We start from the raw sequence: 15,931 nt of genomic DNA, 5'->3' as shown, positions 1-15,931 counted from the left end.
GTCTCGTGGGCTCGGAGATGTGTATAAGAGACAGGTAAAAGCCCGATTGGTTCAACTAATAATCAGTGGGGGATGAACAAAACCCCACTGATTAAAGTTTCACTTTATACTTCTACTAGCAGCGCATAACATTCCCATATTATTTTCTGTTTTTAATTGAAAAATAGAATTTGTTTGAATAATTATTCTACAGCTATATACCTAGGAGCACTTTCTTCGTATAATGAAGAAGTATGAATTTTGAATTTGTATAAATTTTACATATTGAGGTGAAAAAGGAATGAATGCGCGGCTAATGGAACTTATTGATGTGAGTACAATAGAAACCATGGCAGAACAATTTTATAAATTAACCAACATATCACATCAACTTCTTGATGCTGAAAACGAATGTATATTTTCATTTGGAATTAATGAAATGAAAGTATGTAAACTTCCAAAAATTGAAATCCCCCTTTTCTTATACAATCAATATTTAGGATCTTTTGTTGTATGGTCCAAACGAAGCGAAATTTTCAATTGCCAAAAATATTTTGAAATGCTTTCTAACCTTATTATAACTGGGGTGAAAAAAGAAGTTCAAAGTAAAAATATATCGTTACTTTCTCGAAAAGAGGAAGAACTACATACGATCTTACAAAACATGCCTGTTATGGTTGATGCGCTTGACTATAATGGAGATTTTGTTTTGTGGAATCGAGAATGCGAGATTGTAACAGGTTATACTGCTGAAGAAATAATTGGGAATCAAAACGCTCTTCAATTACTGTATCCTGACCATAATTATCGCCATCAAATACAAAATAAATTTTTGACTCGTGGAAAAAATTTTAGAGATTGGGAAATGAGTTTAACATGTAAAAATGGAGAAATTAAAACGATAATGTGGTCCAATATATCAGAGCAATTTCCTGTAACAGGATTTAGTTACTGGGCTGTTGGGGTAGATATTACACATTTAAAAGCAATAGAAGAGCAATTAAAACAACAAACCTCTGAATTAGAATTAATTTTCAAAGCTTTACCAGATTTATGTTTTTTAACAGAAGATGATGGGACAATTATAGATTATAAAGCAGGATCCCCTACAAAATTTTACGTGCCCGCAGAAGCTTTTATGGGAAAAAAGTTTTACGAAATATTACCGTCTCCAGTAGCACAGCAATTTCAAGAAGCAATTCGCCAATTGAAAAATGAAGGAAAGAATGTAATTGTAGAATATCCTCTAACAATTAATGGAAGTATTGATTTCTTTGAAGCCAGATGTTTACCATTATTACAAGATAAAATTATGATCATTGTCCGCGATATTACAGAGCGGAAAAAGGCAGAAGAATTGCTAAATAAATCAGATACACTTGCGGCAATTGGTCAATTAGCAGCCGGTGTAGCTCATGAAGTGAGAAACCCATTAACTGTAATTAAAGGATTTATACAGTTATTCCAAATTAATAAAGAGGATCAAGAGAAATATTTTGACCTTATGCTTTCCGAAATAGAAAGAATAGAAGCAATTCTCCAAGAGTTTTTGTCGATTGCTAAAACTGATGAAATAAATACAGAAAAGAAAAATATTTATCAAATTTTTAAAAATGTCGTATCACTAATTAATACAAAAGCAATCATGACAAATATTCAAGTTGAACTATTTACAGATTCCGAAGAGATAATCATTGAATGCTCAGAAAATCAATTGAAACAAGTTTTTATTAATATTTTGCAAAATTCAATTGAAGCAATGCTAAATGGTGGGAAAATTTCAATTCATATAAAAGAAATACATAAAAATGGTGTCATTATTAGTGTAATAGATGAAGGAATAGGAATACCTGAAGAAAGAATTAAAAGATTAGGTGAACCTTTTTATAGTACGAAAGAAAAAGGTACCGGTATTGGATTGATGTTAAGTTATAAAATTATTGAAAGTCATCAAGGAACAATAAGTATAATGAGTGAGGTTGGTGTCGGGACAACTGTAACGATTTACTTGCCAAAAATGCAGAGTAAACAATCTCTATCAAATTGTGATGATAGATGTATTTCAATACGTTCTAATATTAAATCTTAAAATACTTAATACCCAATAACAAAGCTAAGCTTTTGTTATTGGGTATTTTTATATTTAATTTAGTAAACTTTACCTTTTCTTTATGTTTGTTTTAATTTCTATTAAGTTTTGAACATTATATTTATATGCGTACAAAGTAATGTGTGGAAATTGTACATTACTTTTAATATAGAAAGCGTAAAAGTATTAAAAATGTTGTAAGGAGGAGATTATGACGAGGTGAAAAAGAAAGAGAAAAAGAGTGGTAGAGCAATACCGATGCGCTTAAATATTTTATTCTTTTGTGTATTTTTATTATTTTCTGCCATGATTATACAGTTAGGTAAAGTACAAATTGTCGATGGAGAGACATATAAAAATGAAGTAGAGAAGAGAGAAAATGCAACTGTGAGTCTTTCTGTCCCGCGTGGGAAAATATTTGATCGAGAAGGGAATCCAGTTGTTGATAATAAGTCTTTACGCACGATTACGTATACAAAGATGAAAGGTGTAAAATCAGAAGATATACTAAAAACTGCAAGACAACTTGAGGAAATAATTGAAATGCCGCAAGAAGATATAGACAAGTTAACTGAGACGGATAAGAAAGATTTTTGGATGCAATTAAATCCAAAACTCGCACAAAATTTAATATCAAAAAAAGAAATAGACAAGTTTAGGGAAAAAGATATTACGGGTAAAGACCTAGATAAGAAAATAGAAGATTTAAGAAGAAAGCGTGTTACAGATAAAAATCTTCAAGAGTTAACAACTCAAGATATAAAAGTGTTAGCTATTAAAAGTAAAATGACTGCAGGTTACCAAATGGCTCCTCAAATTATTAAAAAAGATGTGAGTGAAAAGGAATATGCAAAAGTTAGTGAAAATTTAGGGAATCTTTCAGGGGTAGACGCATCGGTTGATTGGGAGAGACACTATGTAAATGATGGCTTATTTCGTTCAGTCCTTGGAAACGTTTCGAATGCTGATGAAGGATTGCCACGTGAACGATTAGATTATTATTTAGTGCGTGATTATAGCCGAAATGACAGGATAGGGAAAAGTTACATTGAGCAGCAATACGAGGATGTGCTTCACGGCTCGAAAAAAGAAGTGAGAAGTATAGCTGATAAGCAAGGAAATACAATGAGAATGGAAACAGTTTCTGAGGGGAAAAGTGGGAAAAATTTAACGTTAACAATTGATATGGAATTACAGAAAAAAGTTGAAGAGAGCATAGAAAAAATATTAAAGGCATATAAAGGTTCAGAATCAATGTTAGACCGTGCTTTCGTTGTAATGATGAATCCGAAAAACGGCCAAGTATTATCAATGGCTGGGAAAAAGCTTATAGAAAAAGACGGAAAAACGGAAGTAGAAGATTATGCTTTAGGTACGATGACAAGTTCATATGAGCTTGGATCAACTGTTAAAGGTGCAACAGTATTAACAGGATTTGAAACGAAAGCTATAACACCAGGTACATATTTTTATGATGCACCAATGAAGTTTAAAGGAACTAAGGAAAAAAAGTCTTGGAAAGAGTTCGGAAATATTGATGATCTAAGGGCGTTACAAGTTTCTTCAAACGTTTATATGTTTAATACAGCATTGAAAATTGCAGAAGTAGATTATGTGAAAAATAGTTCGTTAAATATTAAACAGGAATATTTTGATAAAATGAGGTATTATTTCAGGCAATTTGGATTAGGTGTTCCAACTGGTATTGATTTACCGAACGAAACAGCTGGACAAATTGGTAAAAAAGATAATCAACCTGGTTTCTTACTAGACTACTCGATTGGACAGTATGATACGTATACACCACTTCAGCTTGTACAGTATATTTCGACTATCGCAAACGGCGGTTATCGAATGAAACCACAAATTGTTCAAGAGATTAGAGAACAAACCGCTCAAAAGGATGAAATCGGTAAAGTGATGCATGCAATAGAACCTGTTGTTTTAAATAGAATTGATATGAAAGAAGAATATATCAATCAAGTAAAAGAAGGGTTTAGAAGAGTATTCCAAGAAGGGGATGGAACGGGAGTAAGGGCGTTCCAAAAAGCACCGTATAAACCAGCTGGCAAAACAGGAACTGCACAGACTGTATACGGTGGAGAAAGTGATATTGGGAGAAATGAGAAAGGCGATCGTATAGAATGTTATAATTTAACATTAGCAGGATACGCACCATATGATGATCCAGAAGTAGCATTTTCCATTGTAGTACCATGGGTTAAAAATGATAAGTCTGGTATTAACTCTGATATTGGAAAAGAAGTTTTAGATGCTTATTTTGATTTGAAAAATATGCGATTAACTGGCGAAGCACTAAAAATAGATGACTCTAAAGAGAATTAAAATATACGAAACGTCTCTAGCATTTATATGAACTAGAGACGTTTTTACATACGAATAGATTAGAAATGAGATATATATGAAGCAATTGATTCTAAAAGATTGGAGAAAAATATGTAGCTATATTTTAATTATAATAGGAATTATTAGTATTAATAAGTCATTTTTATTTTGTATGGTAGAAGGAATTTCGATGCAACCTACTTTGAATGAAAATAATCGCATACTAGTTAATAAGGCTAGTATCTATTTTTCTTCTTTTCATCATGGTGATATTGTAATAATAAAAAAAGAAGACGAGCCTACATACTACGTGAAACGAATTATTGGATTACCAGGGGATAACGTACAAGTAAGAAACGATGTGGTATATATTAACGGTAAAAAGCGAGATGAGTTGTATATACAGTTAGATATGTCACAAGTATCAAATCGTTTTTCAAACTTTAGAGAAATGAAAGTTCCCTCGCATAAATTATTTGTACTAGGGGATAATCGTAATCATAGTATGGATAGTAGGAATACACTTGGACTGATCGATGAGTCACATGTAATAGGTAAAGTAAAAATGGTTAAAATAATTCTATTAATTATTCACGTTTTATAAAATAATTCATATATTGATAGCATAGGACAAGCAGAAAAGCTTATCCTAACCTCACAGAACACTCCTTATCACAGTTAGGCATCTACTTATGTAGATGCCTTTTCCGATGAATAATAATTATTTATCAACCTAAAGTAGCAAGCGTATTGGGACTATTAGGGGAAGATTTCTTGTAATAATAACAGTACGATTAATAAGAACATTGAATTGTAAGGAGTGAGAAATACGTGTTGAATATTTTAATAGTTAATTTTCCTGCAGAGGGACATGTAAATCCTACATTAAGTTTAGTAAAGGCCTTTACTGAAAGAGGAGATAACGTACACTATATTACAACGGAAAACTTTAAGGAAAGGCTTGAAGTTTTGGGAGCTATTGTACATACTCATCCGGATTTATTAAAGGAAATTTCTATTGATAATGAAACTTCATATGGATTAAAATCTTTCTTTCGTGTACATGTTCAAACTTCTTTATATATATTAAAAATTACGAAAGAATTATGTAAAAGCATAAATTTTGATTTCGTAGTTTATGATATATTTGGTGCCGGAGAGTTAGTAAGGGGATATTTACAAGTTCCAGGCATAGTTTCCTCTCCTATATTTTTAATTCCACCAGAAGTATTGGAAACCTTGCCTTTTCATCCAAATGCAGAAAAACAATTCCAACCCGATGAACTCTCTGAAAAGTTACTGTATCAAATGGAACATGAATTTGGAGTAAAGCCCAAAAATCATCTTCAATTTATGCAAAATAAGGGAGACATTAGTCTCGTGTATACAAGTCGTTATTTTCAACCTAATAGCGATTCGTTCGGAGAAAAGAATGTTTTTATTGGGCCGAGTATGATAAAGCGCAAAACAAATATAAAGTTTCCACTTGAATTGCTTTCAAAAAAGAAAGTTATTTATATTTCAATGGGAACACTTCTTGAAGGGCTCGAACCATTTTTTAATACTTGTATTGATGCTTTTTCAGATTTCGAAGGAATTGTAGTAATGGCAATCGGTGATAGAAATGATATGTCAAAAATTAAGCAAGCTCCAGACAATTTTATTATATCCCCTTACGTACCTCAATCAGAAATATTAAGTGAATCAAATGTTTTTATTACACATGGTGGAATGAATAGTGTACACGATGCAATTCATTACAATGTCCCATTTGTGATAATACCGCATGATAAAGATCAACCTATGATAGCGCAAAGATTAACTGAACTTGAGGCAGCACATAGATTATTGAAAGAGCATGTTAATGTGCAAACTTTAAAAGAGGCGGTAACAGACGTTCTTTCAAATGAAAAGTATAAACATGGCATTCGAAAACTGAATGAAAGTTTTTTAGAGTGTGGTGGTTTCAAAAGAGCCATTGCAGTTATTGATGCTCTTTTAAATAAATAGTTCGGACAATATACAAGCATAGAGGCTCTACCTTTATGCTTGTATATTATTATCCAGCAAATTGTACAGCAGTATTTGCATGTAAAAAAGCAGTATCAAAAACAGGAACAGTAAGGTCATTTTGGGAAATAAGTAATGGTATTTCAGTACAGCCTAGTAATATACCTTCCGCACCGTTTTGAATTAATGAATTGGTAATTTGTATTAGTTTCTCTCTTGAAGTTTCTGAAATAATGCCTCTACTTAATTCGTTTAATATGACGTGATGGATAAAAGTTCTTTCTTCGTCATTTGGGATAATTGTCTCAATGTTATATTTTGCTAGTCGTGATGTATAAAAATCTTGTTCCATCGTTTGTTTCGTTCCTAATAGTCCGATACGTTTTATATTCTGTTCTACCATTTCTTTAGCACTTATATCACCGATATGAAGAAGTGGAATTGATATTGCTTGTTCTACTTCCTCAGCAAATAAATGGACTGTATTTGAACACATTAATAAACATTCCGCCCCGGACTTTTCAACCTTTTTAGCAACTGTGACTAATTCGTTTTTTACTTCTTCATATTGATGGTTTTGTAATAAAGTAGTTACTTCTCCAAAATCCATACTATATAAAACGAGCTTCGCATTTTGATCGTATTGAGAGAGTGTTAGCGTATTAATATGTTTATAGTATAGTGATGTAGATTCCCAGCTTAACCCACCAATTAAACCAATTACTTTCATCATACATTCCCCCCTGTAACAATTTTGAATCCATTATTTCATAATTCCGATAAGAATACAATGATTTAAATACACTATTTAATAAAAAATAAAAATAATTAGAAAAGTGTTGAAATTTATCTTTCTTAGTGCCATAATACGAATTACAAATTAATACTTATCCAGAGAGGTGGAGGGAACGGCCCTAAGAAACCTCAGCAACCCCTATGTGCATTCATAGGAAGGTGCTAATTCCGCAGAGGACACGATGTGTTTTTTGAAAGATAAGAGGATTCTTGCACGTGAAAGAAAATGACCTCTTATGTAAGAGGTCATTTTTTGTTGTATAGAAAGGGAGTGTCGATGCATAATTCATTATTAAAATAAATATAGAGTAATGAAAGCTGACTAATTTGAGAGGAGAATTGAAATGAACAAATTATCAACAAAGTTAGTAGTAGCAATCGGAATCGGAGCAGCTTTATATGGGATATTAGGACTTTGGGGATTTACTATTGCACCAAATACATTTATTAAACCTGGATTAGCTATATTAACCATTTTTGGAGCGTTATTTGGTCCAGTAGCAGGACTGTTAATAGGACTTATCGGTCATACCGTAACAGATACGATCTCTGGCGGGGGGATTTGGGGGGGCTGGGTTCTGAGCTCAGGAATTATTGGTTTTGCGATGGGGCTCATTCAAAAAAGAGGTGGGTTTAATGTGAAAAATGGGTCGTTTAGTAAGGGAGATATTTCTTATTTAGCAATTACTGGTTTAGTAGGTATTGTCATTGCTATTATATTTGCTGGGGTATTCGATATTATCGTGATGGGAGAACCGTTTGACAAAATTGTTATACAAGTATTAGGGGCAACCATTGCTGATGTTATTGTTTTCTTAGTTCTTGGATTACCGATTACAATTGGCCTAGCAAAATCGAATAAAAAACATACACATTTAAAAATTGAAAAGTAGGGATGTTAACATGCAACCAATTATTTCGTTTGAAGAATTCAGCTTTCAATATGAGCATGCAGCACAGCCTACTTTGAAAGATATTACATTTCATATCAACCCTGGTGAAAAAGTACTAATTGCTGGACGAAGCGGTTCTGGGAAGTCGACATTAGCTCATTGTATTAATGGGCTAATCCCATTTTCGTATGAAGGGATTAGTACTGGTAACGTATTAATTGCTGGTAAAGACCCGAGGAAAGGCAGTATTTTTGAACAGAGTAAGCATGTAGGAACAATATTACAAGATCAAGATGCTCAGTTTATTGGACTTACAGTAGAAGAAGATGTCGCTTTTTATTTAGAAAATGAATGTGTAAATCAAGATGATATGAAAAAGAGTGTTGCAGACTCATTAACAAAGGTAAAGATGCATACTTTTCGTAAACAAAGTCCGCATGAATTATCAGGAGGACAAAAACAAACGGTTTCTCTTGCAGGTCTCTTAACAACAAATGCGGATATATTATTGTTCGATGAACCTTTAGCAAACTTAGATCCGCTAAGCGCCATACATACGATAGAACTTATGAAAGATATACATGCACAAACTAATAAAACAATTGTAATTATTGAACATCGAATAGAAGAAATATTAAAATTGGATTTAGATAAAATGATTTTAATTGATGAAGGTAAAGTCATTACGGTAGGGACTCCGGAAGAAATATTAGCATCAAATATATTGCCTCGTATTGGCTTAAGGGAGCCGATTTATATTGAAGCATTAAAGAGATTACATTTTGATAGTAATAATGCCGTAATATATCCACTAGAAAAAATTCAAAAGGAAAAAATTAGTGGCGTTTTAAAAGAATGGATGCAGAAGCAAGTTTTTTTAAAAGATGCTACTAAAAATAAAGAATTATTAAGAGTAGAGAATTTATCATTTTCCTATCCTAATAGACAAAGAGTATTGGAAAATATAAATTTTTCGATAAGTAAAGGAGAACTTATAGCTCTTTTAGGACACAATGGAGCTGGAAAATCAACATTAGCTCACAGTCTTATTGGTATAAATAAAACAAGTAATGCAGGGATTTTATTAGATGGAGAAAATATTAGTTCTTGGTCTATTCGTAAGCGTGGGGAGATGATCTCTTATGTGATGCAAAATCCAAATCATATGATTACACAACCTACTGTTTTAGAAGAGGTTTCATTCACATTAAAATTAAAAAAGTTTTCTAAGGAAGAAGTTAACTATAGAGCTGAAGAATCATTAAAAATCTGTGGTTTATATCCATTTCGTAATTGGCCAATTCAGGCATTAAGCTATGGGCAGAAAAAGAGATTAACTATCGCATCTGTATTAACAACAAATCCTAAACTTATCATATTAGATGAACCGACGGCTGGACAAGATTATTATCATTATAAACAGTTTATGTCATTTATTAGAAACCTGGCTAAAAAGGGAATATCCTTTATTTTCATAACACACGATATGAATCTAGCATTAGAATATGCAGACCGAGCGGTAGTCCTACATGAGGGAGAAATCATTGCGGATAATACTGCAACTACTGTATTAGGACATAAAGAAACGTTACAAAGAGCCAATCTAAGAGAGAGTTCTTTATTCGAACTTGTTACATTTAGTGAAATTTCATGTCCAGAAAAGTTTATGGAACTTTATTGCGATGTTAGTAGGAGGGAGGAAAATGCATAATACATATTTTCGTCGTATGGACGGGGCTGTGAAATTAGTTTTGTTTATATTTTGTATGACGCTTACTTTTATGTTTTTTGATTTTCGCATATTACTAATTTTATTTATGTTTGGATGTATCGGACTCTTACTTGCTAAAATTCCACTTCGTAAAATTTTACTTATTTTTACTGTTATATTTACATTTAGTTTATTAAACACTGTTATGATTTTATTTATTACACCGACTCATGGATCTGAATTAACTGGATCGTATACTTCGTTTTTACATATTGGTTATGCAACAATTACATATGAAACATTATTTTATGCAGTTACACTTTCATTAAAATATTTTACGTTGTTACCATTTACACTTATCTTTATTTACACGACAGATCCAAGTGAATTTGTAAGTGGCTTAAGTAAACTTGGTATTCATTATAAGATTACATATGCAATAAATATTGCACTACGTTATATACCTGATATTCAGTCCGAATATAAAATTATTAAACATGCGCAAGAAGCGAGAGGAGTAGCTTTTGAAAAAGGGGAAGCGAGCTTATGGATTCGTATGAAAAACCGTATTTTAATTTTCTGGCCGCTAATCATTCATTCTCTAGAAAGAATCGATACCGTTTCAAATGCAATGGATTTAAGAGGGTTTGGAAAGAAGGATAAACGTACGTGGTTCTATACAAGTAAAGCGGAAAGTGGTGATTTCATTGCTTTATTTACAGGTGTTTTTATTTTAATGGTTGCAGTATATTTAAAATTAAATGTATTTCAAAACTTTTGGTATCCATTTTAAAGCACTCGTAATCGAGTGCTTTTACTTATTTTTAAGTAGACATGCTCAAAAAAGGGATATATACATAATGTATAATACGAACCAGTTAAAATGATCAACTACCTATTAGTTTTCAAACCAAAAGGAGGAAAAAATATGAGTTACGGTGGTTCTTGTGGTTTTGGTGGAGGTTTTGCTTTATTAGTTGTGTTATTCATTTTATTAATAATTGTAGGATGCAGCTGTTGGGGCGGAGGATACTAATTTTTAATTAGTCTTCACAAATGTAAACTTAAAAAACATAGAAGATACTTATGTATCGAGACAAAGAAAAAAGGAGCTATTATGCTCCTTTTTTCTTTGTTATATATTTTTATCTTTTGGGAATGTAATCGTTAAAGCCGTTCCTTTACTAACGGTACTTTGGATTTTTAAATTACCATGCATCGTTTCAATAATTTTAACAGCAACCATCGTACCTAAACCAGTACCTTTTGATTTTGTACTAAAATAAGGTTCGCCAAACCTGTTAATTTGCTCTTGTGACATTCCAATTCCGCTATCTTCAATTCGTATTATAACTTTATTATTGCTTATAGTGGAGGATATATTTAAGGTACCACCATTAGGCATTGCTTCAATACTATTTTTTATTAAGTTTAAAAAACATTGTTGAAAGTGCTGTTTATTACCAACAATGGTTGCCTTTGAGAAATCTTTTGTAATATGTATCGTATTCATATTACATAATGGCAATATCATATTAATAGCTCGATTTAACTCTTGGTCTATTGAAATATGATCTAGTTTTTCTGGTGCTGGTTTAGCAAACGTTAAATAGTCATCAATAATCTCTTGCGCACGATTTAATTCTTCAAGTATATGTTCAATGTATTCGTCCCTTGATTCAGGAGATAAATTTGGTGTTTTTAAAAGTTGTGTAAATCCCTTTACGACAGTTAAGGGATTTCTTACTTCGTGCGATATACTAGCAGCAAGTTGACTAACGATCTCCATCTTTTCCATTTTAATTAATTTTGAGCGCATAAATACTGCATCTTTTAAAACTTCATTAAAATAAACAATAAATAACATTAAAGTAGTCGGTAATAATATGAAATAAATAATATATAAATTATTTACTTCAAATTCTGATAATGTTAGTACAATCACAGTTGTAAATATTGCTAGGAAAAAAGTTAAAAACATAGCAAAAGCTACTTTAACCTTTCTATTGTATGTATTAAATTTTGTAGATGCGAATGCTGTTATGATGAACATTGTGCCATAAACAATAACTGTTAACATGTTAAATCCATAAAATAAAACTCTTGTAATTAATAAAATAGTAAACAATATAATGCCGACAGGGAATCCACCATAAAGTGTACCTATTATTACTGGGATTTGTCTTAAATCATGAATACAACTTTCATCCATATAGATAGGGTATCTCATACATAAAATAAGTGGGATACTCGTACAAAGAATAATAAGCAGTCTTTTATATTTCTTCAAATAGCGCCTGTTATCATATATAAAATAAAAAATAAATATACTACTTAAAATGTAAAGAAGATTATTTAATACATTTTGATTAATATAAACAAAGTCCATAATATTAGCCTCGTCATTCTGAATTTCCATTTCATATGTATTATACATGATAAAAGTATAAACTCTATATTTGTTTTAAAAATATAAGCTTATATCATTTTAGCACTAGATACTTTTAACCATGCTTCATAAAATTCTTTTACTGATGTATACCGTTCTGCACGGTTTTCATTCACAGCACGAGAGGCAACCTCATATAATTCTTTACTTGCATCCCATTTTATAAAGGAACGATCTTTTTCACCACCTAAAAGTGCGAAAGCTACCGCGCCCATATTAAATACATTTGTTTTTTCATCAATTATAGCGTTTAACTCAAATTCTTCAGGAGACATAAAACGAGAGGAACCCCATAGTCTTCCCATTTTATTTATGTATGGTTTTTTAGAGTATAAATCAATATCACAAATCTTCGTCTCATTTGTACTAAAATTATGTAAAATACTACCGTCATAAAAATCTATAGCTACATAGTTTTTCTGTTCTACATGAGCATGGAAAGAAAAAATCGCATTCAATGAATAAATTCGTTCCACAACAGTTAAATGTCTAAATTTATAAAATGGAGAGTTTGGATTTTTATATTTCTCAGGAGGTGGGAAACTCCAATGTGGGTGAAGCGATTCCCCATCAAACCAATCAAATATTAAAACATATCCATTATGTACTGGAAAGTGTTCAATTAAAGTTATTAGTGATTCATGTTTTAATTCATCGTAAAGGGAAACCGATTTTATTAATGTTTCAATAGCGGCCTCTGGAGTTCCATTATATGCAATTGTTTGTGCTCCTGCATATTTAATAAATTTCTTATGACCATCCTTTTCTACACCAAAACATATATTACCCGAATCTTGTTGGTCAAAAACGGCAAATACAGTTCCTAATTTCAAAAGCCAATCAAAATTATGATGTTCTTTTAATTGTAATGTTACTTGATTCAACTGAATTTCAACTGGAATATCTTTCATAATGTACCTCGCATTTATTATAATAAAGTTGTATGTTTTAATATTCGACATATTTTGTGAAAATCCTATATTAATAACATGAAATTTTATAAATATAATGATAAAAGCTTTTTAGGAGGCAAATAAAATGGATCAAAAAATTATTATAAAATCCTATCAAAAAGACTGGCATGAAGAATACTTAAAGGAAAGATACAAATTTAATTCTTTATTAGGGGAAGAAATCGTTGCTATTGAACATATAGGAAGCACTGCCGTAGAAGGGTTAGGCGCTAAACCTCTTATTGATATGATGATTGGCGTAACGGATTTACAAATTACCGAAAAGTGGACTCATATCCTTTCGGAAATTGGATATGAGTATGTCCCAAAAGAAACACCAAGTTGGCGGTTTTTCAGAAAGGGGAAATGGAGAGCGGGTACTCATCATTTGCATGTTTATATTTATAATAGCGAGGAATGGAGAAATAATCTTTTGTTTCGAGACTTTCTAAAAAAACATGAATGGGCACGTAAAGAATATAGAGAACTAAAAGAGGGGCTTGCAGCTACATATCCTTTTGATCGTGTGTCGTATACAAATGCAAAAGCGCCATTTATTCGAAATATAATAGAATTGGCTAGAATTAATTAAAGTTAAATTTACAGTTTTTTATCTAAATAGTTTTGAAAATAGTACTGATAAATCCTTCTTTTGCTTTTTAAAAGGAAGGATGTTCTGTTTTGTCATAAAAATATACTTTCTTTCTATTTATTGGAGACAGATTGTTTTATTTATTTCAATGTTTCTAGTACATTAAAGATATTAAGGGGGAATGAAACAATGAAAGCAATTATACATCAATATAAAAAAGGATTAGAGGGGTTAGAATATAAAATTTTATCTGAATTAACTCCTAATGCTGGTGAAGTAAAAGTAAAGTTAAAAGCTGCAGGGTTAAATCATAGAGACTTATTTATAATAAATAATAGAAAAGAAATGGATATACCATTAGTAATAGGATCAGATGGATCGGGCATTGTTACAGAAATCGGAGAAGGGGTTTCAAATACTTCACTACATACCGAGGTTATTATTAATCCTAGTATTGGATGGGATAGTATTGCTAATGTGCCAGAGTTACCTGAAGTGTTAGGTGGACCGAAAGATGGAACGTTTGCTGAATATGTAATTGTACCAGTTGAAAATGTAGTGGAAAAGCCGTCATATCTTACTTGGGAAGAATCCGGTGTTCTATCATTATCGGCATTAACTGCATATAGAGCACTTTTTACAAAGGGGAGATTGAAGTGCGGTGAACATGTTTTAATTCCAGGAATAAGCGGTGGTGTGGCAACCTTTTCCATGTTATTTGCGAAAGCAATTGGCGCAAAAGTAAGTGTTACTTCAAGGTCAGAGAACAAAAGAGTGATTGCTGAAAAATATGGTGCAGACTGTTCTTTTAATAGTTCTGGAAATTGGGAAGAGAGCTTGCAAGGAGAAAAGGTAGATTTAATTATAGATAGTATTGGTCCTGCGACGTTCTTAAAATATTTTGATGTATTAAAACCAAATGGAAGAATTGTTAATTTTGGTGCAAGCTCAGGAGATAAAATTGAATTGCCATTACGTGCATTATTTTATAATCAAATCGATATTATGGGAACATCTATGGGAAGCCGTGAGGAATTTAATGAAATGATTCAGTTTATAAAAAAACATAAAATTAAACCAATTATGGATAAAAGTTTTTCGTTAGAAGAAGCAGTTCAGGCATTAAATCGTATGGAACAAGGCGAACAATTTGGTAATATCGCTCTACGTATGGAATAAAAATATGATTTAACAACTAATATTTTTATATCAATATGGTATGTATTTTATGTATGTATAGATTTTTAATTTTGTTATTTAGAAAGGTTTTTTAACATTATATATTTTTAACGCATGTAAATAGTTACATAATTGTAAAATGAAAAATAGTAAAAACAAATAAAGTGAAAATCCAAATGTGACTAAATGTTGTATACTGTGTAAATCAAGTAAACTCGTATCTTTATTTTAAGTACGATGAGAAAAATTAAGGAGAGAGTAACGTGAATTACACAGTATTTCAATGGATAAACAATTTAGCTGGTACATCTACACTATTAGATAAGGTAATGATTGTTATTACAAATAGCGCTGCATATGTGGCAATTCTATTTATGTTTATCTTATGGTTTCATAATGGAAAAAAAGAGAAAGCGATAAGAAAACAATACACAGTGTTATATACGACACTTTCTGTAATGATTGCATTATTAGTAAATGTTTTCATTCATGCGGTATATTACCATCCGCGTCCGTTTATATCACATGATGTGCATCAATTAGTACCACATGCAGAAAACTCATCATTCGTTAGCGATCATTCTGTACTTGTATTTTCGATTGCGTTCGTCTTTATGCTTAGAGGAGAAAAACTTAAATATATAGCGCTTATTTGGGCGGTATTAGTTGGCATATCACGTTTGTATGTAGGTGTTCATTTCCCGTTAGATGTAATTGGTGCCGCTGTAATAACAATTATAACAAGCAGCTTGTTGTTGCAGAATAAACGAATATTTGAACCAATCGCAAAACTTGTTTTCAAAATATATGCGTTGGTAGCAAGACGAATTCCTTTTTTAGCAAAATATAACCATATAGCTTAGGATTAAAATCTACTATTTACAAGTTTAGTTTAAAAAAGTTCCCACCTTGGGTATCCATAGGGGGAATTTTTT

Annotated in this window: 14 protein-coding genes and 1 riboswitch; of the genes, 11 read left to right on the top strand and 3 right to left on the bottom strand. The window is 31.6% G+C overall.

All coding sequences use genetic code 11. The features are described 5' to 3' along the window. The first annotated feature begins 280 nt into the window (after positions 1–280). From JDS92_RS06280 to JDS92_RS06265, 4 genes are all read left to right on the top strand, one after another. Positions 281–2,068 carry a PAS domain-containing sensor histidine kinase gene (locus JDS92_RS06280; protein ID WP_199631672.1) on the top strand — a complete coding sequence of 596 codons (1,788 nt, stop codon included), beginning with the start codon at positions 281–283 and terminating at the stop codon, positions 2,066–2,068. A 219-nt stretch (positions 2,069–2,287) separates the two neighbouring features. Beyond that, entirely contained in the window at positions 2,288–4,414 is a 2,127-nt protein-coding gene (locus JDS92_RS06275) for a peptidoglycan D,D-transpeptidase FtsI family protein (RefSeq protein ID WP_199631671.1), read from the top strand. 76 nt (positions 4,415–4,490) lie between these two features. Beyond that, positions 4,491–5,018 (top strand): signal peptidase I, encoded by a 528-nt coding sequence (gene lepB, locus JDS92_RS06270; protein ID WP_199631670.1) that lies wholly within the window; start codon positions 4,491–4,493, stop codon positions 5,016–5,018. Between the two features lie 227 nt (positions 5,019–5,245). Continuing rightward, positions 5,246–6,424 (top strand): macrolide family glycosyltransferase, encoded by a 1,179-nt coding sequence (locus JDS92_RS06265; protein WP_199631669.1) that lies wholly within the window; start codon positions 5,246–5,248, stop codon positions 6,422–6,424. 49 nt (positions 6,425–6,473) lie between these two features. On the opposite strand, the gene JDS92_RS06260 is transcribed toward JDS92_RS06265, so the two are convergent. Continuing rightward, entirely contained in the window at positions 6,474–7,157 is a 684-nt protein-coding gene (locus tag JDS92_RS06260; RefSeq protein WP_141555912.1) for an aspartate/glutamate racemase family protein, read from the bottom strand. A gap of 151 nt (positions 7,158–7,308) precedes the next feature. After that, a riboswitch (SAM riboswitch) is annotated at positions 7,309–7,424 on the top strand. 139 nt (positions 7,425–7,563) lie between these two features. On the opposite strand from JDS92_RS06260, the gene JDS92_RS06255 reads away from it, so the two are divergent. From JDS92_RS06255 to JDS92_RS06240, 4 genes are all read left to right on the top strand, one after another. Then, entirely contained in the window at positions 7,564–8,112 is a 549-nt protein-coding gene (locus JDS92_RS06255; RefSeq protein WP_199631668.1) for an ECF-type riboflavin transporter substrate-binding protein, read from the top strand. 10 nt (positions 8,113–8,122) lie between these two features. Continuing rightward, positions 8,123–9,823 carry an ABC transporter ATP-binding protein gene (locus JDS92_RS06250; RefSeq protein ID WP_098711292.1) on the top strand — a complete coding sequence of 567 codons (1,701 nt, stop codon included), beginning with the start codon at positions 8,123–8,125 and terminating at the stop codon, positions 9,821–9,823. Then, positions 9,816–10,616, top strand: coding sequence for an energy-coupling factor transporter transmembrane component T family protein (locus JDS92_RS06245; RefSeq protein ID WP_097958599.1), 801 nt, complete (start codon positions 9,816–9,818; stop codon positions 10,614–10,616). Before JDS92_RS06250 ends, JDS92_RS06245 begins: the two co-directional genes overlap by 8 nt. Positions 10,617–10,751: 135 nt before the next feature. Further along, positions 10,752–10,859 (top strand): YjcZ family sporulation protein, encoded by a 108-nt coding sequence (locus JDS92_RS06240; RefSeq protein WP_000120182.1) that lies wholly within the window; start codon positions 10,752–10,754, stop codon positions 10,857–10,859. A 99-nt stretch (positions 10,860–10,958) separates the two neighbouring features. Here JDS92_RS06240 and JDS92_RS06235 read toward each other — a convergent pair whose 3' ends face one another. Both JDS92_RS06235 and JDS92_RS06230 read right to left on the bottom strand, forming a co-directional pair. Beyond that, on the bottom strand, positions 10,959–12,260 hold the full coding sequence (locus tag JDS92_RS06235) for a sensor histidine kinase (protein WP_016108521.1): 1,302 nt from the start codon (positions 12,258–12,260) through the stop codon (positions 10,959–10,961). 41 nt (positions 12,261–12,301) lie between these two features. After that, entirely contained in the window at positions 12,302–13,183 is an 882-nt protein-coding gene (locus tag JDS92_RS06230) for a serine/threonine-protein kinase (protein ID WP_016108522.1), read from the bottom strand. A 127-nt stretch (positions 13,184–13,310) separates the two neighbouring features. Here JDS92_RS06230 and JDS92_RS06225 point away from each other — a divergent pair, with 127 nt between their 5' ends. The 3 genes from JDS92_RS06225 to JDS92_RS06215 all read left to right on the top strand — a co-directional run bounded on the left by JDS92_RS06225 (position 13,311) and on the right by JDS92_RS06215 (position 15,859). Beyond that, a complete protein-coding gene (locus tag JDS92_RS06225; RefSeq protein WP_000372152.1) occupies positions 13,311–13,817 on the top strand; it encodes a GrpB family protein in 507 nt (168 codons plus the stop codon). A gap of 189 nt (positions 13,818–14,006) precedes the next feature. Next, entirely contained in the window at positions 14,007–14,996 is a 990-nt protein-coding gene (locus JDS92_RS06220) for a zinc-binding dehydrogenase (protein WP_199631667.1), read from the top strand. 263 nt (positions 14,997–15,259) lie between these two features. Then, the gene (locus tag JDS92_RS06215) at positions 15,260–15,859 is read left to right on the top strand and encodes an undecaprenyl-diphosphatase (protein ID WP_001110148.1); all 600 of its coding nucleotides are present in this window, start codon (positions 15,260–15,262) and stop codon (positions 15,857–15,859) included. Positions 15,860–15,931 lie beyond the last annotated feature (72 nt).

This window comes from Bacillus cereus group sp. N12 (assembly GCF_016483575.1).
GTDB classification, from domain to species: Bacteria; Bacillota; Bacilli; order Bacillales; family Bacillaceae_G; genus Bacillus_A; species Bacillus_A toyonensis.
The sequence above is the reverse complement of the archived record's forward strand: the minus strand, read 5'-3'. Positions and strand labels throughout refer to the sequence as shown.